Below are 19,496 nucleotides of genomic sequence, written 5' to 3'. Positions count from 1 at the left end.
AGCGTCACGCGCAAGTTTATCCCGGAAACAGGTTTCCCGCTCAAAGCGGCCGAAAATAATCCGCCGCAGCTGCGAACTTATGTGACTTATGCCACACTTCCAGGGGGGTGGATTTTGTTAATCCGGGCCGCAACGCAAGCCGCACGGGAGATTGTTGTGGAAGGCAGTACAATGAGCAAACAGGCCGAATTTGCGGTCATTTTGAAGATGAACCCGATGTTCGCCGATTTGGGCGCGGACGAATTGCAGCGGCTTGCGGGCCTTTGTCACACCCGGCACCTCCAGGCGGGCGAGGTGCTGTTCCAGAAGGGCGATGCCGGTGACGCCCTGTTCGCGGTGCGACGCGGCCAGATCCGCCTCGAGACCGGCGCCTCCGACGGCAGCCGGCTGACGCTCAACTTCATGAGGCCCGGTGAGCTGTTCGGCGAGGTTGCCGTCCTCGACGGCCAGGACCGCACCCTGGACGCGACCGCCGGCGAAGCAACCGAATTGTTCGTGCTGAGTCGCCAGGATTTTCACCGTTTCCTCGAGCGCGAGCCGAAGGTTGCCGTGAAGCTGATCGAGCTGCTCTGCCACCGCATCCGCTGGATGAGCGAGCGGATGCAGGAGTCGGCGCTGCAGCCCTTGCCGGTCCGCCTCGCCAAGCGGCTCTGTGCGCTGGCCTCCGACTCCGGTTCCGAAGTCCACATTTCGCAGGAACAGCTCGGCACCTGCGTCGGCGCCGCGCGCGAAAGCGTCAACCGTCAACTCCAGCTCTGGCGCAAGGACGGTATCCTGGACGTGCAGCGCGGGCGGATCCTGCTGCACGACATGCCCAAGCTGACCGCAGTGGCGAGGAACGAGTAGCGCTACTCGGCCGCGGGCGACACCATCGTGGGCGGCTGCTTGGCCGGTGGCTCGCCGTGGTGGTCGGAGGGCGGTTCCTCGTCGGCGTGCGAGACGATCAGCCGCTTGCCGAAGCGCCAGATCACGTTGCCGACGTCGTCCATCACCATGAACATCGCCGGCACGAACACCAGCGACAGCACCGTCGAGAACAGCAGGCCGCCGATCACGGCGAGCGCCATCGGCGAGCGGAACTCGCCGCCGGCGCCGACCGCCAGCGCGCTCGGCATCATGCCGGCAACCATCGCAACGGTCGTCATCACGATCGGGCGCGCACGCTTCATGCCGGCGTCGATCATCGCTTCCTCGCGGCGTTTGCCGGCGCGGATCGCCTCGATGGCGAATTCCACCAGCATGATCGCGTTCTTGGTCACGATGCCCATCAGCATCAGGATGCCGATCCACACCGGCGTGGTGAGCTGCTTGCCGGTGAGCAGCAGCGCTGCGATCGCGCCGCCGATCGAAAGCGGCAGCGAGAACAGGATGGTGATCGGCTGCAGGAAGGTGCCGAACAGCAACACAAGCACCGCATAGACCATCATCAGGCCGGCGGTGATTGCAGTGGCGAAGCCATCCGACAGCTCGTTGAGGCTTTCGGCGTCACCCGACGGGCTCACCTTGACGCCCTTCGGCAGGCTCTTCATCACCGGCAGTTCATAGATCTGCTTGGTGGCATCGCCGAGCGCGGCGTTGCCGACGAGGTCGGCCGCGACGGTGGCCTGCCGCTCGCGGTCGTAGCGGTTGATGCTGGTCGGGCCCTGGTCGAGCTGGATGTCAGCGACAACGGACAGCGGCACGCCGCCGCGTTCGCCGCGCTGGCCGAGCGGCACCCGCAATTGCTGCAGCATCTGCAGGTCGCTGCGCGCGCTATCCTCGAGCTGGACGCGGATCGGCACCTGGCGGTCGCCGGCATCGAATTTCGCCAGCGCCGGGCCGACATCGCCGATGGTTGCCACGCGGATCGTCTGCGACAGGCTTTCGGTGGAGACGCCGAGCCGCGCCGCCAGTTCGGCGCGCGGCCGGATGCGCAGTTCGGGACGATCGAGCGCGGTTTCCGAGATCACATTGGCGATGATCGGAATCCGCTTCATCTGCGTCGCCAGCTCGCTTGCGACGTTGTTGACGATATTGCTGTCGACGCCGGTCACGACCAGCGAGATCGCCCGCAGGCCGTTCTCGTCGAGGAACCAGTAGCGGATGTCGGGGACGTTCTCGAGCTCATTGCCGATCGAGAGCTCGAGCTCGCGCTGGGTGATCTTGCGCTCGTTTTTTGGCGTGTAGTTGATGATGAGCGCGGCGCGCCGCACCTCCTGCGTGCCCGGCGGAACCCGGCCGCCGTCGACGAATATGCTTCTCACCTCCGGCCGCTTGCGCAGGCGCGCGACGATCTCCTCCGTCACCTTCTCGGTCTGCGCAAGCTGCGACCCCGGCGGCAGCTCCATCGCCAGCAGCGAGCGCGCGGTGTCCTGCGCCGGCAGGAATCCCTGCGGCAGCAGCTTGATGCTCCAGATCGATGCCGCGAAGACGGCAAAGCCGATCACCACTGTGATGTAATGATGCTTCACCGACCAGGTGACCAGGCTGTGATAGGTCCGCAGTATGCGGCCCGGCGGCGGCTCCTCGTGCGCCTGATGTTTGAGGAAATAGGCAGCCAGCATCGGCGTGACAAAGCGCGCTGCAAGCAGCGAGAAGAACACCTGAACCGACACCGTGATGCCGAACTGCTTGAAGAACTGGCCGGCGATACCAGACATGAAGCTTGCCGGCGCGAAGATCGCGATGATGGTAAGCGAGATCGCGATCACCGCAAGCCCGATCTCGTCCGCGGCTTCCAGCGCAGCGCGATAGGGCGATTTGCCCATGCGCATGTGGCGCACGATGTTCTCGATCTCGACGATGGCGTCGTCGACCAGGATGCCGGTCGAGAGCGTGATGGCGAGGAAGCTGACGAGGTTGAGCGAGAAGCCCAGAATGTCCATCGCCCAGAACGCCGGGAAGATCGATAGCGGTAGCGAGACCGCGGCGATGATGGTGGCGCGAAGGTCGCGCAGGAACAACAGCACGATGATGACGGCGAGGATCGCGCCCTCGAACAGGGTCGAGATCGCCGCCTCATAGTTGCCCTTGGTGAATTCGACCGAAGTGTCGATCAGCTTGAGATCGACATCGGGGTAGGCGGCCTTCAGCGCATCGATCCGCTTCTGCACCGCGGCGGCGACCACCACATCACTCGCGCCCTTGGAGCGTTTGATGCCGAGCGCGACCACCGGCTCGCCGTTGAAGCGGGCGAAGGTGCGGCGATCGGCGATGGTGTCGGTGACCGTGCCGAGATCGTCGAGCCGCACCTCGCCACCGCCGAACAGCGGGATCATGGTGCCGGCAAGCTCGTTCAGCGTCTTGGCGCCGGCGAGCGTGCGGATCGCCTGATCGTTCTTGCCGATCTCGGCGCGGCCGCCGGCGAGGTCGACATTGGTGCCGCGCAGGATCTGGCTGACATTGACGGCTGTCAGCCCCGCCGCCTGCAGCCGGTCGGGATCGAGCGAGACCAGGATCTCGCGCTCGACGCCGCCGATGCGCTCGACCTGGGCGACGCCGCGCACGCCCTGCAGCGCGCGCTTGACCACGTCGTCGACGAAATAGGAAAGCTGCTCCGGCGTCTTGCCCGGTGAAATCGCTGCATAGGTGACGATCGGCAGGCCGATGACGTCGACGCGCTGGATCAGCGGTTCGGTGACGTTTTGCGGCAGGTTGGCGCGGACGCGGGTGACGGCGTCCTTGACGTCGTTCAGCGCGCGATCGGTGTTGGTCTCCAGCGCGAACTGGATCGTGGTCACCGACAGGCCGTCGGTGATCGAAGAGGAGATGTGGCGCACGCCCTCGACGCCCGAGACGCCGTCTTCGATCGTCTTGGTGACCTGCGCTTCCAGTTCCGACGGTGCTGCGCCGAACTGCGACACCGCTACCGAGATCACGGGGATATCGGCGCTCGGCAGCCGCGTGACCGCAAGCTTGGTGAAGGAGACCCAGCCCAGCACCAAAAGGATGATCGAGAAGACGATCGACGGCAGCGGGTTCCGAATCGACCAAGCCGAGATGTTCAAAGCCATTAGCGTGTCCGCGTGCGCTCGAGTTCGTCGGCGAACATGATCTTGATCTGGTCGCCGTCATGCAGCGAGGTGCCAGCGTCGGCGACGACGATTTCGCCGACGTCGAGGCCCTCAAGGATTTCCGTTGAGGTGTCCGAGGTCAGCCCGACCCGCACTTTCCGTGTCTCGATCGTGTTGCCCTTGACGACCTGCAACGTAAGGCGGTCGATCGCGGTGCGCGGAACGGCGACGCCGCAAGAGCGCTTGGCGTCGATATTGGCGCGGGCGAACATGCCGACCTTCAGCGAAGGATTGTTGGTAAGGGATATCCTGACACGGCCGAGCTGGGTGTTGCGGTCGATCTGCGGCGAGATCTGCCGTACCTTGCCGACCATGTCGGGCGCATCGTCGCGGCTGATCCGCACGGTTGCGCCGGGATTGAGCTTCAAGAGGTGAATGCTCGGCACCTCGGCTTCCAGCTCGATCTCGTTGTTGATCGCGATGCGGAACATCGGACCGGCCTGCGGCGAGGCGGGGGCGCCCACGGCGGTCCGCACCTCGGTGACCAGGCCCGCGGCCGGCGCGCGCAAGGAGAGCGATGCTGCGCGTCCGCCGCCCTGGGCTGCCTGCTGTTGTTGCTGCGGCGGCGGGGTCAGCCGCGCCAGTTCCTGGTTCTCGGTCACGGTGTCGCCCTCGCGGACCAGGACATCGCTGACCTTGGAGCCCTCGTGATCGACGCCAACCTGCGCTTCGCGCCGCGGCACGATATGGCCGGTGACCCGCACCATGTCGGAGAAGCAGGCATTGGTGGCTTTGGTGACGACGACGAGGGCTTGGCCCGGCGTGTCCTTCTCTTCCGGACGCGGCCGGTGCTCGAACCAGTAGTAGCCGGCGCCGAGTGCGACGACGAAGACTGTTCCGAGCACAGGCTTTAGGTATTCGGAGAATTTCATCGCCGGATCGATCCAGACCTGAAGTTTAGCTGAAGCGGAACGCTTCGAATTGTTTTCAGTCTTATTGCTAAAACAAATGCGTCTCGCAGGGGGTGCGAGACGCATATTACCCTTAAAATAGCACGTGGCGCTACGCCGTTTACCCGGACGGGATTACTTGGACGCGGTTGCCTTGTTTTCCATGTTCACGACCTGCACACGGCGGTTCGCTTCCGCCAGCGGCTGGCTCGGATCCTTCAGCTTGCTCTTGCCGTAGCCGACGGTGACGAGATCGGAACCGTTGACGCCATATTTGTCGACGAGATAGCGCTTGATCGCCTCGGCGCGGCGCTCGGAGAGGTCCTGGTTGAAGGCCTCGCTGCCGGCGGCGTCGGTGTGGCCGGCTACGACGAAGGTCGAGCCCTTCAGGTCGGCATTGGTCAGAGCGCGGCCCAAGGCCTGCACGGAGGGCAGCGACTTGGCGTTGATCTGCGCCGAATTGTAATCGAAGTTGATCTCCAGATCGATCTTGGGCTTGTCCTTGACGATGGTCGCGATCTCCTCGCGCTCGGCCGACGACAGTGAGCGGGTGGAACGGCCGCGGATCGTCTGCACGAACTTGTCCTCCGCGGCGTTTGCGGCTGGCTCGACCTTCGGCCCGATCGACAGGCCGCGGGTCAACGGCTTCTTCTCCGGCGTCAGCGCCCTCAGGATTTGCTCTTCGGTGACGTTGTCGCCGGCCCGGGCGGCCACCACGCCAAGGGCAAGCGTGGCGCCGATCGTCGCAACCGAAAGCATCGCAGCAAGATTCTTCTTCGCGGTGATCTCGAACATTGTCAGCCCCCGTTGCGCCGTGCGCGCGATTTCAAATCGATTAGCCAAATCACTGCCGGTGCTCGATCCCGGCCCATCTTAAATTCTTAGTCTCGCACATCCCGTCCGAGGTTCGAGGCCGGACGGAACCAGCTATCCAAATTATCGTCACTGCACGCCATAATCGGCGAATTCCTTGACGATATTCGGGTCCATCGCCTTGGCGTTGGTGATGTCCAGATCCCCTTCCGCGACCGAGCCGTTGCGCTTCTTGGCAAGCCCGCGTCCGTAGAGAGATGACGTCAACCTGGGATTGAGCTTCAGCGCCGCATCGAAATCGGCAATGGCGTTCTTGGTCTGCCCGCTCTTCAGATTCAAAAGGCCGCGGCTGTCGAGCGCGTCGACGAAATTCGGCCGCAGCCGCAGCGCCTCGTTGCAATCCTTCAGCGCAGCCTGCAGGTCGCCGATCACGGTGCGGGCCCAGCAGCGGTTGTTGTAGGCTTCGACATCCTTGGGGTTTAATCGAAGCGAGTTGTCGAAGTCCTTGATCGCGAGCTCGTAGGCGCCCTTGCTGGCATAGACCTGACCGCGGCGGTAAAGAGCTGCTGCATCATCCGGATTGTCGTTGAGCCGTGCCGTCAGGGTCTTGATGGTCGGATCATCGGCCAGCGTGTCGGCCTGCTTCGGGGCGGGTGGTGTCGACGGTGTAGCGACGTCCGCCGGCCGCGGCATCGGCGGCGGTGGTAATGGCAACTGCTCGGATGGAGGCGGCGCCGTGGTGGTCTGCACCGGAGGCGCGGGCGGCGGCGACGGCGGGGCAGGTGGAGCCGGCGGGGCGACCGCCGACTGAGCCGGCGGTGGCGGCGGAGGTTCGGGCGGCGGCGGGCTCTGCGGCCGCGCCGCTGAACCTGGAACGAAAGAGAAATCTTCCGCGAGCGAAGACGAGATCCACGGCACCTGCTCGCTGCGCGAGGCGCGGGTGACACCGACACGGGTGCGATTCAGCGTCTCCTCCGCCATCAGGTCGGGGGTGCGGATCTCCTTGAGCAATTCCCGCACGAACAGGCTGTGGTCGCTGCCATTGTCCGAGATCACGGACGACAGCGCCGCCGAATACATCACCAGCGTTCCGTTCGGCGCGATCACCGGCGCAAGGCCGGCTGAAAAGCTGCGGAATCGGCGCTCGAACGGGTTGCGCCTGGAAGCATCGATCAGCGCGATCTTGACGCCGGCGCCGCGGCTGTTGATCTCGCCGAGCACCGTCTCGAGGCTGAAACCGTCGCGGCGGACGTCGGCCTCGCTCCAGATCTGGGCATCGATCGGGATCATATAGCTCTGGCGGCTGGACTGGATACCATAGCCCGAGAAGAACAAGAGGACGACCGAGCCCGGCTTGATCTTGCCGTAGAGTCGCTCGAAGGCGTGCCGCATTTGTTCGCCGGTTAGATTTTCCCCGATGTCGACGCTGAAGCCGTCGCGCTTGAGCTCGTCGGCGACGTCGCGCGCGTCATTGATCGGCTCCTTCAGCGGCGCATCCGCGTCCGGATATTTGGCGTTGCCGATCACCAGGGCAAAGCGGTCGCCCGCAGCGAAAGAGGGTGCGGTCGAGGCGACGGCAAAAATCAATGTGAGGAGTAAAGCAAAGCAGATGTGCATAATCGCCGCAGTCTAGCCAAAAAGACGCCGATCCCGGTCTGCGCCGCGGCGACCTTACTTCACGCAACCGGCATTATCAAACCGCGCCCATGGGCCGTCAACCACTTGCGCCCTCGTCGTTAATTGCGACAATTAAGCGCGAAGAAGCGGCTTCCGGCAGGGAATGAAGCGCGGTTGTTCCGGTGGCAGCGCTGGTTCCGTCGACAACGCCCGGACCGCAATGCGACAACCCCTCACCCTGACGCCCTCTCACATTGGCTCGCACGGTCCTGTCATGCAGCCGCAGCAGGCCTGCAGGATTTGACCTTTGCGGATGACAATGGCTTGCTTGTCGCGCAAGCGGCCACTCAACCAAGAAAAGCGACGCCAATGGGAAACGCCTACGAGATCTATGCTCTGCGCTATGCGACGATGTCGCCGCGCACCCCGAACATGAACTTTCTTGCGCCCGATCCGCATGAGACCGCGGCGCAGGCCCTCGATTACTTCGTCTGGCTGGTTCGGGGAGCGGGCCGCGACATTCTGGTCGATACCGGCTTCAATGCTGAGGAGGCCGAGCTGCGCGCCCGCAAGCTGACTCTCAATCCGGTCGATGCGCTGGATCGCTTTGGCGTTTCGGCGGCATCGATTCGGGACGTGATCGTCACCCACTTGCATTACGACCACGCCGGCAATCTCGATCGCTTCCCGAACGCTCGCTTCCATTTGCAGGAACGCGAGATGAGCTACGCGACCGGACGGTGCATGTGCAACGGCATGCTGCGGCACCCGTTCTCGATCGAGCATGTGACGCTGATGGTTCGCCACGTCTATGGCGAGCGCGTCACGTTCCACTCCGGAGATGGCGAGGTCGCGCCTGGAATCACCGTGCACCGCGTCGGCGGCCATTCTGACGGCCTGCAGGTGGTGCGGGTCGAGACCGCGCGCGGCCCCGTGGTGCTGGCATCCGATGCCGCGCATTACTACGCCAATCTGCACAAGCGCAGTCCGTTTCCGATCGTCTACAATGTCGGCGACATGGCGATCGGCTGGGAAACCGTCGAGCGGCTCGCCGGACATCCCGATCGTTTCATCCCCGGGCATGATCCAATCGTCGCCGAGATCTATCCGCGCGCGAGCGACAAGGTCGATGCGTATGCGCTGCATCTCGCGCCCTCGCGCTCGTTTGCGAAGTAGGTGTTGCTGGCGCCTTGCGCGTCATTACGAAGCACATCAGCCGCCCTCATCCTGAGGAGCCTGCGCAGCAGGCGTCTCGAAGGATGAGGCCACCGGCTGGGCCTCATGGTTCGTGACGCCGCTTTGCGGCTCCTCACCATGAGGGTCTCACAGCGGTACGTCCTAGAGCATGATGAGATCAGGTCGAATTGGCGCCACGTCGGAGGTGCCTTACCTCTCCCCGACGGGGAGAGGTCGGATCGCATCGTGAGATGCGATCCGGGTGAGGGGGATGAGCTCCATCGAGGAACCGTAACCCCTCACCCGGCGCTGCGCCGACCTCTCCCTATGGGAGAGGTGGACAACCGCGGTCACGCCGATTCAACCAAATGACATCATGCTCTAATACGTTTCCTTCGCGTCCGCCTCTTCGCTGGTCTGCACCAGCTCAAGGCCGTGCTCGATCTTGCCGAGCAGTTTTCCGAGTTGCCGCCTCTCCTGCGCCGACAGGCATGAGAAAATCTCCTGCTCCCTTCGGAGCAGGCGCGGGATCAGTTCCTCGTACAGCGCCTTGCCCTTGCGGGTGAGCTGCAGGCGGAATTCGCGGCGGTCGTCGGCATTCTCGACGCGCTCGATGATCTGCCGTTCCATCAGCGTGGTGACGGCGCGGCTGATGGTCGACTTATGTGTCCGCGTGCAATCGGCGATGTATTGCGCGCTGCAGGCTTCGCGGCGGAAGCCGAGCGTCGCCAGCACGCGCCATGAGGGGATGTCGAGCCCGTAGCGCGCCTGATACTCGGCGGAAAGCGCCGAGCTCACCTCCGCCGCCAATCGGTTCAGGCGGAACGGCATGAAGTGGAAGAGGTCGAGCCTTTTCTTGGCCGCCGCGTCCTCCTGCGGCGCGACCGAGTCGGGTTCGGATCGCGTCGCCGCCATGTCGTCGCTCGAAACCGATTTCGTCAAAATGCCTCCGAGGGGGAGTTGACGGCGGTGCCGTCAGGGAGTTTAAGATCGTTGCACGTGAGACTACTTTAACAGGGCCACGGGGAAGCGGCAAGGGTTTGAGCGGATGGCGCAGGCCAACAACCAGTTCGGCTATCTGAGGCATCCCGACCAGGACCGGGTAGCGGCTAACGCGGCTGAATATCCAGTCGTGGTGGTTGGCGCCGGCCCCGTCGGGCTGTCGCTCGCAATCGATCTCGCCCAGCGCGGGCAAGCCGTGGTGCTGCTCGACGACGCCGACCGGATCGGCGAAGGCTCGCGCGCGATCTGCTTCTCGAAGCGCTCGCTGGAATATTGGGACCGGCTTGGCGTTGGCGACCGCATGGTCGAGAAGGGCGTGGTGTGGAGCGTCGGTAAGATTTTCCATGGCGCCTCCCAGCTCTATCAGTTCAACCTGTTGCCGGAGGACGGTCACAAGCGGCCGGCCTTCATCAACCTGCAGCAATTCTATGCCGAGGCCTATCTGGTCGATCGCGTGCGCGAGTTACCGGCGATCGACCTGCGCTGGCGCAACAAGGTGGTTGCGCTGGAAAGCCGCAACGATGGCGTGGCGCTGACGATCGAGACGCCGGAGGGCGCCTACAGGATTCGGGCTTCCTTCGTGATCGCCTGCGACGGTGCACGCTCGTCGCTGCGCAAAATGGTCGGCGCGGAATTTTCCGGCCAGGTGTTCGAGGACCAGTTCCTGATCGCCGACGTCAAGATGACAGCGGCGTTCCCGACCGAGCGCTGGTTCTGGTTCGACCCGCCGTTCCATGCCGGGCGCTCGGCGCTGTTGCACAAGCAGCCGGACGATGTCTGGCGGATCGATCTGCAGCTCCATCCAGATGCCGACCCAGTGCACGAAAGGAAGCCGGAAAATGTGCGGCCGCGGATTGCGCGCATGCTCGGCCACGACAAGTTCGAGTTCGAGTGGATTTCCCTCTACAAGTTCCAGTGCCGGCGGATGGACAAGTTCATCCACGGCCGCGTGATCTTTGCCGGCGACGCCGCGCACCAGGTCTCGCCCTTTGGTGCGCGCGGCGCCAATTCCGGGCTCGAGGACGCTGAGAATCTGTCGTGGAAACTCGACTGCGTGCTGCGCGGGACGTCTCCAGAATCGCTCCTCGAGAGCTATCACATCGAGCGCAGCGCCGCCGCCGATGAGAACATCCGCGAATCCACCCGCTCCACCGATTTCATGGCGCCAAACTCGCGGCAGGAGGCGCGGCTGCGCCAGGCGGTGCTGGCATTGGCGAAGGAGACCGAGTTCGGCAAGCGCATGGTCAATGGTGGACGGCTGTCGGTGCCGTCGGTTTACGACACGCCGCTGTCGACGCCGGATGGTGACGCATGGTGCGGCGGGCCACGGCCGGGCGCGTCCATGCCGGATGCGCCGATTGCTGGACGCAGCGGCAATCCGCAGTTCCTGACCGAGGCGTTTATCGGCGCGGGAACGGGGTTCACGCTGCTGGAGTTTGGTAATGGCGCCGCGGTGGATGCGCCGGATGGCGTAAATACGATCCGGATCGGTGGCGACGATGGTTTCGCCGATGCCACCGGTCTCGTCGGCAAGCGGTACGATGCCGAACCCGGCACCGCCTATCTGCTGCGCCCCGATGGCTATATCGCCGCACGCTTCCGTCGCCCGACGCAGCCGCTGTTAGAGGCGGCGCTGGCGCGGGCGACGGGATTCAATTGAGGTTGCCATGGCGCTGTCGACCAGCTCGAACTTTGCAAAACCGGACGATGCCTTCCGTGCCGTCGTCGAGGCACATCGCGGCCTGACGGAGGCGCAGAGCGCCGATCTCGATGCCGCGCTGGTGCTCGTGCTCGCCAACCATATCGGCGACATCGACGTGCTGCGCGAAGCGATCGCGCTCGCCAAGCGGCGGATGCTGGAGGCTAGCCAGCAGCAGCAACAACAGCAGCAACAATAACGAGGACACCCGATGGCAAAAGGCTTTGCGTCCACCACGGATCTTGCGGAGAAGAAGATCACCTTCTCCGAGATCGGCACCGATCTCTACGCCTTCACCGCCGAGGGCGATCCCAACACCGCCGTGATCGTCGGCGAAGACGGCTGCCTCGTGTTCGACGCGCAGGCGACGCCGGCGATGGCGAACAAGGTGATCGAGCGCGTACGCACCGTGACCGACAAGCCGATCAAATATGTCGTGCTGTCCCATTATCACGCGGTGCGCGTGCTCGGCGCCTCCGCCTACAAGGCGCAAGGCATCGTTGCCTCGCAGGAGACCTATCGCCTGATCGCGGAGCGCGGCCAGCAGGATTGGGATTCGGAGTATGGCCGCTTCCCGCGCCTGTTCCAGGACGCCCAGAGCATTCCCGGCCTGACCTGGCCGACGCTCACCTTCGAGGGCGAGATGTCGATCTATCTCGGCAAGCGCGAAGTGCGGCTGATGCAGCTTGGCGCCGGCCACACATCCGGCGATATCGTCGCCTGGGTGCCGGATGCCGAGGTGATGTTCTCCGGAGATCTCATCGAATATCACTCGGCCTGCTATTGCGGCGATGCGCATTTGCGCGAATGGCCGATGACGCTGAACGAGATCCGCGCCTTCAATCCCAAGGCGATCGCGCCCGGTCGTGGCGATGCGTTGAAAGGCCTTGCCACTGGGCGCGAGGCGATCGCGATGACGCGTGATTTCGTCACGACGCTCTACGGCGCAGCCGAGGCCTCCGTGGCGAAAGGGCGCACGCTGAAGGAGACGATGGCGGCGACGCGCGAGGTGATGGATCCGAAATTCTCGAGCTTCGCGATCTACGAGCATTGCCTGCCGTTCAACGTCTCGCGCGCCCATGACGAAGCGTCCGGGATCGATGATCCCGTGATCTGGACCGACAAGCGCGACCGCGAAATGTGGGCCGCGCTGCAAGGAGGAGGATGACCATGAACATCAACACCTCGCCTGATGTGATCGCCAAGAGCTCCGCGCAAATCACGCCGGGCTACATGTCCGGCTTCGGCAACAGCTTTGAGACCGAGGCCTTGCCCGGCGCGCTGCCGGTCGGGCGCAACTCGCCGCAGCGCTGCGCCTATGGGCTCTATGCCGAGCAGCTCTCCGGCTCGCCCTTCACCGCGCCGCGCGGCGCCAATGAGCGCTCGTGGCTCTATCGGATTCGGCCGTCCGTGAAACACTCCGGCCGGTTTGAGAAAGCCGATGCCGGGCTGTGGCGCACCGCGCCCTGCCACGAATACGAGATGCCGATCGAGCAGCTCCGCTGGAATCCGGCGCCGATGCCGTCGCAGGAACAGACGTTCCTGCAGGGCGTGCAGACCATGACGACGGCCGGCGACGCCAACACGCAAGCCGGCATGGCGGCGCATGTCTATCTGATCACCAAATCGATGGTGGACCAGCATTTCTACAATGCCGACGGCGAGATGATGTTCGTGCTGCAGCAGGGCAATCTTCGCCTCGTCACCGAGTTCGGCCGCATCGATGCCGAGCCCGGCGAGATCGTGGTGATCCCGCGCGGCGTGAAATTCCGCGTCGAGATCCCGAACGGCCCCGCGCGCGGCTATCTCTGCGAGAATTACGGCGGCGCCTTCACGCTGCCGGAGCGTGGCCCGATCGGCGCCAATTGCCTGGCCAATTCGCGCGACTTCCTGACGCCTGTCGCCAGTTATGAGGACAAGGACACGCCGACCGAGCTCTACGTGAAATGGGGCGGCTCGCTTTGGAAGACGACGCTGCCGCATTCGCCGATCGATGTGGTCGCCTGGCACGGCAATTACGCGCCGTACAAATACGATCTGCGCACCTTCTCGCCGGTCGGCGCGATCGCGTTCGATCATCCCGATCCCTCGATCTTCACGGTCCTGACCTCGCCGTCGGAGACCGCGGGCACCGCGAATATCGATTTCGTCATCTTCCCGGAGCGCTGGATGGTGGCGGAGAACACGTTCCGGCCGCCGTGGTACCACATGAACATCATGTCGGAGTTCATGGGCCTGATCTACGGTGTCTACGACGCCAAGCCGCAGGGCTTCGTCCCCGGCGGCATCTCGCTGCACAACTGCATGCTGCCGCATGGCCCCGACCGCGAGGCGTTCGATCACGCCAGCAATGGCGAGTTGAAGCCGGTGAAGCTAACGGGCACCATGGCCTTCATGTTCGAAACCCGCTTCCCGCAGCGCGTCACCCAATTCGCGGCGAAGTCGGCGACGCTGCAGGACGACTACGCCGATTGCTGGAAGGGACTGGAGAAGCGGTTCGATCCGGGCAGGCCGTGATGCACCAACTGCCCAAGGGGAACGTCATGCCCGGGCTCGTCCCGGGCATCCACGTCTTGACGCGCGTAAAGAAGGTCGTGGATGGCCGGGTCAAGCCCGGCCATGACGAAGTGTAAACCGGAGAAGCATCTTGTCCCATCCCAACGACCCAAAACTTCGCTCTTTCATCGACGTCGATCCCGCATCCGATTTCCCGATCCAGAATCTTCCCTACGGCGTGTTCTCGGCGAAAGACGGTCTGGCTCCGCGCATCGGCGTTGCCATCGGCGATTACGTGCTCGATCTCTGGCAGCTCGCGCAGGACTGCCGCATCGATGTGGTCGAACCCGCGGTGTTCGCCGCATCCTCGCTCAATCCCTTCATGGCGCTTGGTCCAAAGGTCTGGTCGCGCACCCGCGCGCGGATCAGTGAACTCTTGCGCCACGACCATCCCGAGCTGCGCGACAATGAGCGCCTGCGCCAGCGTGCGCTGGTGCCGATGGCCGACGTGAAGCTGCACCTGCCGATCACGGTCGCCGGCTACACCGACTTCTATTCGTCCAAGGAGCACGCCACCAATGTCGGCGTCATGTTCCGCGGCAAGGACAACGCATTGCAGCCGAACTGGCTGCACATGCCAATCGCCTATAACGGCCGCGCTTCGACTGTCGTCGTGAGCGGCACGAAAGTGCGCCGGCCACGCGGGCAATTGAAACCGCCAAACGTGGAGGTGCCGAGCTTTGGTCCGTGCAAGCGGCTCGATTTCGAACTCGAGATGGGCGCCGTCGTCGGCCAGCCGTCAACGATGGGCGAGATGCTGAGCGAGCAACAGGCCGAAGAGATGATCTTCGGTTTCGTCATTCTGAACGATTGGAGCGCGCGGGACATCCAGCAATGGGAGTATGTTCCGCTCGGTCCGTTCCAGGCCAAGGCCTTTGCGACCTCGATCTGCCCATGGGTGGTGACGCGCGAGGCGCTGGAGCCGTTCCGCCTGCAAGGGCCGATACAGGAGCCCGCGCCCTTACCGTATCTGCGCCAGACGCAGCCGAACAATTATGATCTCACGCTCGACGTAGGCCTGCATGCGGCCGGGATGAACGAGCCGGCGCGGATCTGCCGCACCAATTTCAAATACATGTACTGGTCCTCGGTGCAGCAATTGCTGCACCACGCCTCCTCTGGCTGCGCCATGAATATCGGCGATCTCTTGGGGAGTGGCACCATCTCCGGGCCAGAGAAGGACCAGCGCGGCAGCCTGCTCGAGATAAGCTGGAATGGCACCGAGCCCGTCGAACTTGCAGGCGGCATCAAGCGCTCCTTCCTCGAAGACGGCGATTCGCTCGTCATGCGCGGCTGGTGCCAGGGCGACGGCTATCGCGTCGGCTTCGGTGAGGTCGAGGGGACGATTCTGCCGGCGGAGTGAACTTGGTAGGGTGGGCAGCTAGCAATCACGGAGTGTGACCAGTCACCGCTGTTCCGGCGGAATATCGCGTAGCCGTACCGAATGCGCCGCCACATCCTCGACACTGTACTTCAAATGCACCCGCTTCTCCGACGGCGTTTGCTTGACCACGCACACGCCGGCGCGCCATTCCTGCAAAGGCCTGATCGGCCGCGGCGCGAAGCCGCCGCCGCAGTTCGGGCAGACGTTGAACAGTCTGTGCTCCACGCAATCAGCGCAGAAGGTGCATTCATAGGAGCAGATCATCGCCTCCGTCGCGTTCGGCGGCAGATCCTTGTCGCAATATTCGCAGTTCGGTCGCAGTTGCAGCGCCATGGTCGTTTCTCAGGCTGAAGCGGGACGGATCATCGCAAACTAGGCCCGCAATTCGAATGACGGAATTCCCTCGATTTGCGCCATGTTACGTGCCTAACGCCTTCAACGGCAATTTCGCGCTCTCCTTGAGCCGGTCCAGCACGATCGAAGAGCGCACATGGGCGACGCTCTGGTGCGGCATCAGGACATTGTTGACGATGTCGGACAGGCTCTTGAGGTCGCGCAGCACGGCCTTCAAGAGATAGTCGGCGTCTCCGGTCAGCGAATAGGCGTCCTGGATCGCGTCGACACGGTTGACCAGCTCGCGAAACTTCTTCGCGTTGTCAGGCGAGTGCGTCGCCAGCGTGATCTGGATGAAGGCGATCAGCTCGAAGCCGAGCGCCTCGCCGGCGAGGTCGGCGTGATAGCCCGAGATCACTTTCTCCTCTTCCAGTCGCATCCGTCGCCGCGAGCATTGCGAGGCCGACAGACCAATGAGATCGGCGAGTTGTTGGTTGGTCAGCCGGCCGTCGTCCTGCAATGCGGCCAGGATCTTGAGATCGAACGTGTCCAACTGAATCATGCGCCATTTGCCGTTACGATGCACAGAGTGTGCATGATGCTAGCCCATCGCGCGCCATTTTGCATGCACCTTGCGGCCCGGTCGGCGGAGATTCCGTCAACCAAAGTAGGGAGAATCGCCAATGGGTCCATTTCCGCACGATGCGCCGCCGGCCGAAATCAGCGCCGACAATCCGATGGGCACGGATGGTTTCGAGTTCGTCGAATACGCCCATCCGCATCCGGAAGAGCTGCACCGCCTGTTCAAGCTGATGGGCTATGTGGCGGTCGCCCGCCACAAGACGAAGAAGATCACGGTCTATCGCCAAGGCGACATCAACTATCTCGTCAATGAGGAGCCTGATACCCACGGCCATGACTTCGTCGCCGCGCATGGGCCGTGCGCGCCGTCGATGGCGTTCCGCGTGGTCGATGCCAGGCGTGCCTATGAGCGCGCGTTGTCGCTCGGCGCGGAGCCGGCCGACAATGCCGCGCAGAAGACGCTCGATGTTCCCGCGATCAAGGGCATCGGCGGCAGCCTGCTCTATCTGGTCGATCGCTATGGCGCGAAGGGCTCGGCCTATGATCTCGAGTTCGAATGGCTCGGCGAGAAGAACCCGCGGCCTGAGGGCTCGGGGCTCTATTACATCGATCACCTCACCCATAACGTCCATCGCGGCCGCATGGATGTCTGGACCGGCTTCTACGCCAGATTGTTCAATTTCCGCCAGATCCGCTTCTTCGATATCGAGGGCCGCGCCTCGGGCCTGTTCTCGCGCGCCCTGACCAGTCCGGACGGCAAGATCCGGATTCCGATCAACGAGGACGCCGGCGATTCCGGACAGATCGAGGAATATCTCAACCTCTATCGCGGCGAGGGCATCCAGCACATCGCCTGCGGCGCGCGCGATATCCACCAGACCATCGAGACGCTGCGCGCGGCCGGGCTGCCGTTCATGCCGTCACCGCCCGACACTTATTTCGAGAAGATCGACCAGCGCCTGCCCGGCCATGGCGAGGATATCGCACGGCTGCAGCAGAACGGCATCCTGATCGACGGCGAGGGCGTGGTCGATGGCGGCCAGACCAAGGTGCTGCTGCAGATATTCTCGGCCAATGCGATCGGACCGATCTTCTTCGAATTCATCCAGCGCAAGGGCGACGACGGATTCGGCGAGGGCAACTTCAAGGCCCTGTTCGAATCGATCGAGGAAGACCAGATCCGCCGCGGCGTGCTGAAGGTGGACCACGCAGCGTAAGGCTCCCGTAGGGTGGGCAAAGCGCAGCGTGCCCACCTCTTCTTGCGCTGCTCTTGATGGCGGGCAGGCTGCGCTTTGCCCACCCTACGCCGAGCGGATAGAGGCGGCGGCTATCGCTTCCACGCGCTCAGCACATCGCCAAGCTCCGCTATCGCCGGCTCCCTGATCGCCGACGGTGTCCGCGAGAAGCGCGGCGCGGGCGCCGGCTGCGTGACGCCATGGCGTTCGACGAACACCTTTCGCGCGGCCATGTGCGGATGGTTCGGGGCTTCCGCCATGGTCAGGATCGGCGCGAAGCAGATGTCGGTGCCTTCCATGATCTTGCACCACTCCTCGCGCGTCTTGCTCTTGAATATCTTGGTGAGCTTGTCTTTCAGCGCGGGCCAGCCCTTGCGGTCCATCTGGGCGTCGAACTCGGCGTCCGTGAGGCCGGCGTGCTTGCGCAACAGGGCGTAGAATTGCGGCTCGATCGAACCGATCGAAACGAAGTGGCCGCAGGCGCATTCGTAGACGCCGTAGAAATGCGCGCCGCCGTCGAGCATGTTCTGGTCGCGTCCCTCCACCCAGCGGCCGCTTGCGGCCAGGTCAAAGAACATCGACATCAGCGACGCCGCGCCGTCGCACATCGCGGTATCGACCACCTGGCCCTTGCCGGATTTCGATGCTTCCAAGAGCGCGGCTAGCACGCCGACCACGAGATAGAGCGCGCCGCCGCCGAAATCGCCGACGAGGTTGAGCGGTGGCACCGGCTTCTCTTTGGTGCCGATCGCGGCCAGCGCGCCGGTGATCGAGATGTAGTTGATATCGTGACCGGCGGCGTTCGCCAGCGGGCCGTCCTGGCCCCAGCCGGTCATGCGGCCGTAGACCAGCTTCGGGTTGCGCGCGAGCACGACGTCAGGACCGAGGCCAAGCCGCTCCATCACACCGGGACGAAAGCCCTCGATCAGCGCATCGGCATTGGCGAGGAGATCGAGCACCTGCGCGACCGCCGCCTTGTCCTTGAGGTCGAGTTCGACGACCTTGCGCCCGCGCGTGGAAACGCCCTTGAGATTCTTGCCGGCGCCGACGCGGTCGAGGGTGATGACCTCGGCGCCCATATCTGCCAGCATCATGCAGGCGAATGGGCCGGGGCCGATACCCGCGAATTCGACGATGCGGGTGCCGGCGAGCGGGCCGGAGACGCGGACAGCGGACTGAGGGGCGGGTTTATCGAGCACGTTTCCATCCGTGTTTTAATTAGGCGATTAGCTAAATTGTCGGGCGATATGCCTGGCCTTGCAAGCGCTTTTTCCGAAGACCTTGATCGAAAGTGGAACGGCGCGCATCGCTGCGCGCCGTTGTCACAGGCGGAGGTAGGATGCTCCGGATCAGCCCGCCGCCGTCACCGCGCGCTGCGCCATCACCTTGATGAGGTTGGCGCGGTAGTCGGCGGAGCCGTGGATGTCGCTGAGCAGTCCGGCAGACGGAATTTGCACGCTGTCGAGCGCGGCTGCCGACCAGTTCGCCTTCAGCGCCGCTTCGATCGGGCCGACGCGCGTGACGCCGCTTTGCGACGCGCCGGTCGCGGCGACGCGGACGTCACCGTCCTTGGTCTTGGCGACGAACACGCCGGTCAACGCAAAGCGCGAGGCGGGGTGCGGGAATTTGGCGTAGCCCGCCTTGGCCGGAATCGGGAACGACACGGCCGTGATGATCTCGCCGTCTTCAAGGGCGGTACTGAACAGGCCCTGGAAGAAATCATCGGCTGCGATCGTGCGCTTGTTGGTCTTGATGGTGGCGCCGAGCGCCAGCACTGCGGCCGGGTAATCCGCGGCGGGATCGTTGTTGGCGAGCGAGCCGCCGATCGTGCCGCGATGGCGCACCGCGGGGTCGCCGATCAGCGAGGCGAGATAGGCGATTGCCGGGATCGCCTTTTGCGCCGCGCTGTTCTGCGCCACGTCACAATGCGGCGTCGCCGCCTTGATCGTCAGCGCGTCGGCCGTCGCGTCCACGCCGATCAATTCCTTGATCTTGCCGAGGTCGATGACGTCAGATGGCGAGGCCAGCCGCTGCTTCATCACGGGGATCAGCGTGTGACCGCCAGCGAGATATTTCGGCTCCTCACCTTTGGCGAACAGGGCAGCCGCTTCGTCGACCGATGAAGCGCGATGATAAATGGTCTCGTACATGGCTCAC

General features: G+C 63.9%; 17 protein-coding genes. 8 read left to right on the top strand and 9 right to left on the bottom strand.

Features of this window, described 5'->3' with window-relative positions:
• Positions 1–171: 171 nt before the first annotated feature.
• A complete protein-coding gene (locus tag YY7_RS0105570) occupies positions 172–846 on the top strand; it encodes a Crp/Fnr family transcriptional regulator (RefSeq protein ID WP_028162360.1) in 675 nt (224 codons plus the stop codon).
• Positions 847–848: 2 nt separating this feature from the next.
• On the opposite strand, the gene YY7_RS0105565 is transcribed toward YY7_RS0105570, so the two are convergent.
• From YY7_RS0105565 to YY7_RS0105550, 4 genes are all read right to left on the bottom strand, one after another.
• Positions 849–3,992, bottom strand: coding sequence for an efflux RND transporter permease subunit (locus YY7_RS0105565; RefSeq protein ID WP_028162359.1), 3,144 nt, complete (start codon positions 3,990–3,992; stop codon positions 849–851).
• Entirely contained in the window at positions 3,992–4,924 is a 933-nt protein-coding gene (locus YY7_RS0105560; protein ID WP_028162358.1) for an efflux RND transporter periplasmic adaptor subunit, read from the bottom strand. Before YY7_RS0105560 ends, YY7_RS0105565 begins: the two co-directional genes overlap by 1 nt.
• 153 nt (positions 4,925–5,077) lie before the next feature.
• Positions 5,078–5,737, bottom strand: coding sequence for an OmpA family protein (locus YY7_RS0105555; protein WP_028162357.1), 660 nt, complete (start codon positions 5,735–5,737; stop codon positions 5,078–5,080).
• 147 nt (positions 5,738–5,884) lie between these two features.
• Positions 5,885–7,372 carry a caspase family protein gene (locus YY7_RS0105550; RefSeq protein WP_028162356.1) on the bottom strand — a complete coding sequence of 496 codons (1,488 nt, stop codon included), beginning with the start codon at positions 7,370–7,372 and terminating at the stop codon, positions 5,885–5,887.
• A gap of 369 nt (positions 7,373–7,741) precedes the next feature.
• On the opposite strand from YY7_RS0105550, the gene YY7_RS0105545 reads away from it, so the two are divergent.
• On the top strand, positions 7,742–8,548 hold the full coding sequence (locus YY7_RS0105545) for an N-acyl homoserine lactonase family protein (RefSeq protein WP_028162355.1): 807 nt from the start codon (positions 7,742–7,744) through the stop codon (positions 8,546–8,548).
• Between the two features lie 381 nt (positions 8,549–8,929).
• Here YY7_RS0105545 and YY7_RS0105540 read toward each other — a convergent pair whose 3' ends face one another.
• Entirely contained in the window at positions 8,930–9,463 is a 534-nt protein-coding gene (locus tag YY7_RS0105540) for a MarR family transcriptional regulator (RefSeq protein ID WP_028162354.1), read from the bottom strand.
• A 133-nt stretch (positions 9,464–9,596) separates the two neighbouring features.
• Between YY7_RS0105540 and YY7_RS0105535 the strand changes: the two genes are divergently transcribed.
• The 5 genes from YY7_RS0105535 to fahA all read left to right on the top strand — a co-directional run bounded on the left by YY7_RS0105535 (position 9,597) and on the right by fahA (position 15,168).
• Positions 9,597–11,210 carry an FAD-dependent oxidoreductase gene (locus tag YY7_RS0105535; protein ID WP_028162353.1) on the top strand — a complete coding sequence of 538 codons (1,614 nt, stop codon included), beginning with the start codon at positions 9,597–9,599 and terminating at the stop codon, positions 11,208–11,210.
• Positions 11,211–11,217: 7 nt separating this feature from the next.
• The gene (locus YY7_RS0105530) at positions 11,218–11,448 is read left to right on the top strand and encodes a DUF2783 domain-containing protein (protein WP_028162352.1); all 231 of its coding nucleotides are present in this window, start codon (positions 11,218–11,220) and stop codon (positions 11,446–11,448) included.
• 12 nt (positions 11,449–11,460) lie between these two features.
• Entirely contained in the window at positions 11,461–12,417 is a 957-nt protein-coding gene (locus tag YY7_RS0105525) for an MBL fold metallo-hydrolase (RefSeq protein ID WP_028162351.1), read from the top strand.
• Positions 12,418–12,419: 2 nt separating this feature from the next.
• Complete coding sequence (gene hmgA / locus YY7_RS0105520; protein WP_028162350.1) at positions 12,420–13,766, top strand: homogentisate 1,2-dioxygenase; 1,347 nt, start codon at positions 12,420–12,422, stop codon at positions 13,764–13,766.
• A gap of 130 nt (positions 13,767–13,896) precedes the next feature.
• Positions 13,897–15,168, top strand: coding sequence for a fumarylacetoacetase (gene fahA, locus YY7_RS0105510; protein WP_028162349.1), 1,272 nt, complete (start codon positions 13,897–13,899; stop codon positions 15,166–15,168).
• 42 nt (positions 15,169–15,210) lie between these two features.
• On the opposite strand, the gene YY7_RS0105505 is transcribed toward fahA, so the two are convergent.
• Together YY7_RS0105505 and YY7_RS0105500 are read right to left on the bottom strand one after the other, a co-directional pair.
• Positions 15,211–15,522, bottom strand: coding sequence for a DUF1272 domain-containing protein (locus YY7_RS0105505; RefSeq protein WP_028162348.1), 312 nt, complete (start codon positions 15,520–15,522; stop codon positions 15,211–15,213).
• An 85-nt stretch (positions 15,523–15,607) separates the two neighbouring features.
• Positions 15,608–16,084 (bottom strand): Lrp/AsnC family transcriptional regulator, encoded by a 477-nt coding sequence (locus tag YY7_RS0105500; RefSeq protein ID WP_028162347.1) that lies wholly within the window; start codon positions 16,082–16,084, stop codon positions 15,608–15,610.
• A 121-nt stretch (positions 16,085–16,205) separates the two neighbouring features.
• On the opposite strand from YY7_RS0105500, the gene hppD reads away from it, so the two are divergent.
• Entirely contained in the window at positions 16,206–17,321 is a 1,116-nt protein-coding gene (gene hppD, locus YY7_RS0105495) for a 4-hydroxyphenylpyruvate dioxygenase (RefSeq protein WP_028162346.1), read from the top strand.
• Between the two features lie 110 nt (positions 17,322–17,431).
• Here the strand turns inward: hppD and YY7_RS0105490 are convergent, their stop codons facing one another.
• Both YY7_RS0105490 and YY7_RS0105485 read right to left on the bottom strand, forming a co-directional pair.
• On the bottom strand, positions 17,432–18,538 hold the full coding sequence (locus YY7_RS0105490; protein WP_028162345.1) for a CaiB/BaiF CoA transferase family protein: 1,107 nt from the start codon (positions 18,536–18,538) through the stop codon (positions 17,432–17,434).
• Between the two features lie 150 nt (positions 18,539–18,688).
• Positions 18,689–19,489, bottom strand: coding sequence for an FAD binding domain-containing protein (locus YY7_RS0105485; RefSeq protein WP_028162344.1), 801 nt, complete (start codon positions 19,487–19,489; stop codon positions 18,689–18,691).
• Positions 19,490–19,496: the final 7 nt, after the last annotated feature.

The sequence above is a fragment of the Bradyrhizobium elkanii WSM2783 genome (assembly GCF_000472865.1).
Lineage (GTDB): Bacteria > Pseudomonadota > Alphaproteobacteria > Rhizobiales > Xanthobacteraceae > Bradyrhizobium > Bradyrhizobium elkanii_A.
The sequence above is the reverse complement of the archived record's forward strand: the minus strand, read 5'-3'. Positions and strand labels throughout refer to the sequence as shown.

What these genes read in the sequence shown, in the direction of transcription:
- YY7_RS0105500 (WP_028162347.1), bottom strand. Translation starts at nt 16,084, where the DNA reads ATGATTCAGTTGGACACGTTCGATCTCAAGATCCTGGCCGCATTGCAG.
- YY7_RS0105505 (WP_028162348.1), bottom strand. Translation starts at nt 15,522, where the DNA reads ATGGCGCTGCAACTGCGACCGAACTGCGAATATTGCGACAAGGATCTG.
- YY7_RS0105565 (WP_028162359.1), bottom strand. Translation starts at nt 3,992, where the DNA reads ATGGCTTTGAACATCTCGGCTTGGTCGATTCGGAACCCGCTGCCGTCG.
- YY7_RS0105545 (WP_028162355.1), top strand. Translation starts at nt 7,742, where the DNA reads ATGGGAAACGCCTACGAGATCTATGCTCTGCGCTATGCGACGATGTCG.
- YY7_RS0105560 (WP_028162358.1), bottom strand. Translation starts at nt 4,924, where the DNA reads ATGAAATTCTCCGAATACCTAAAGCCTGTGCTCGGAACAGTCTTCGTC.
- hppD (WP_028162346.1), top strand. Translation starts at nt 16,206, where the DNA reads ATGGGTCCATTTCCGCACGATGCGCCGCCGGCCGAAATCAGCGCCGAC.
- hmgA (WP_028162350.1), top strand. Translation starts at nt 12,420, where the DNA reads ATGAACATCAACACCTCGCCTGATGTGATCGCCAAGAGCTCCGCGCAA.
- YY7_RS0105555 (WP_028162357.1), bottom strand. Translation starts at nt 5,737, where the DNA reads ATGTTCGAGATCACCGCGAAGAAGAATCTTGCTGCGATGCTTTCGGTT.
- YY7_RS0105550 (WP_028162356.1), bottom strand. Translation starts at nt 7,372, where the DNA reads ATGCACATCTGCTTTGCTTTACTCCTCACATTGATTTTTGCCGTCGCC.
- YY7_RS0105530 (WP_028162352.1), top strand. Translation starts at nt 11,218, where the DNA reads ATGGCGCTGTCGACCAGCTCGAACTTTGCAAAACCGGACGATGCCTTC.
- YY7_RS0105570 (WP_028162360.1), top strand. Translation starts at nt 172, where the DNA reads ATGAGCAAACAGGCCGAATTTGCGGTCATTTTGAAGATGAACCCGATG.
- YY7_RS0105535 (WP_028162353.1), top strand. Translation starts at nt 9,597, where the DNA reads ATGGCGCAGGCCAACAACCAGTTCGGCTATCTGAGGCATCCCGACCAG.
- YY7_RS0105485 (WP_028162344.1), bottom strand. Translation starts at nt 19,489, where the DNA reads ATGTACGAGACCATTTATCATCGCGCTTCATCGGTCGACGAAGCGGCT.
- YY7_RS0105540 (WP_028162354.1), bottom strand. Translation starts at nt 9,463, where the DNA reads ATGGCGGCGACGCGATCCGAACCCGACTCGGTCGCGCCGCAGGAGGAC.
- YY7_RS0105525 (WP_028162351.1), top strand. Translation starts at nt 11,461, where the DNA reads ATGGCAAAAGGCTTTGCGTCCACCACGGATCTTGCGGAGAAGAAGATC.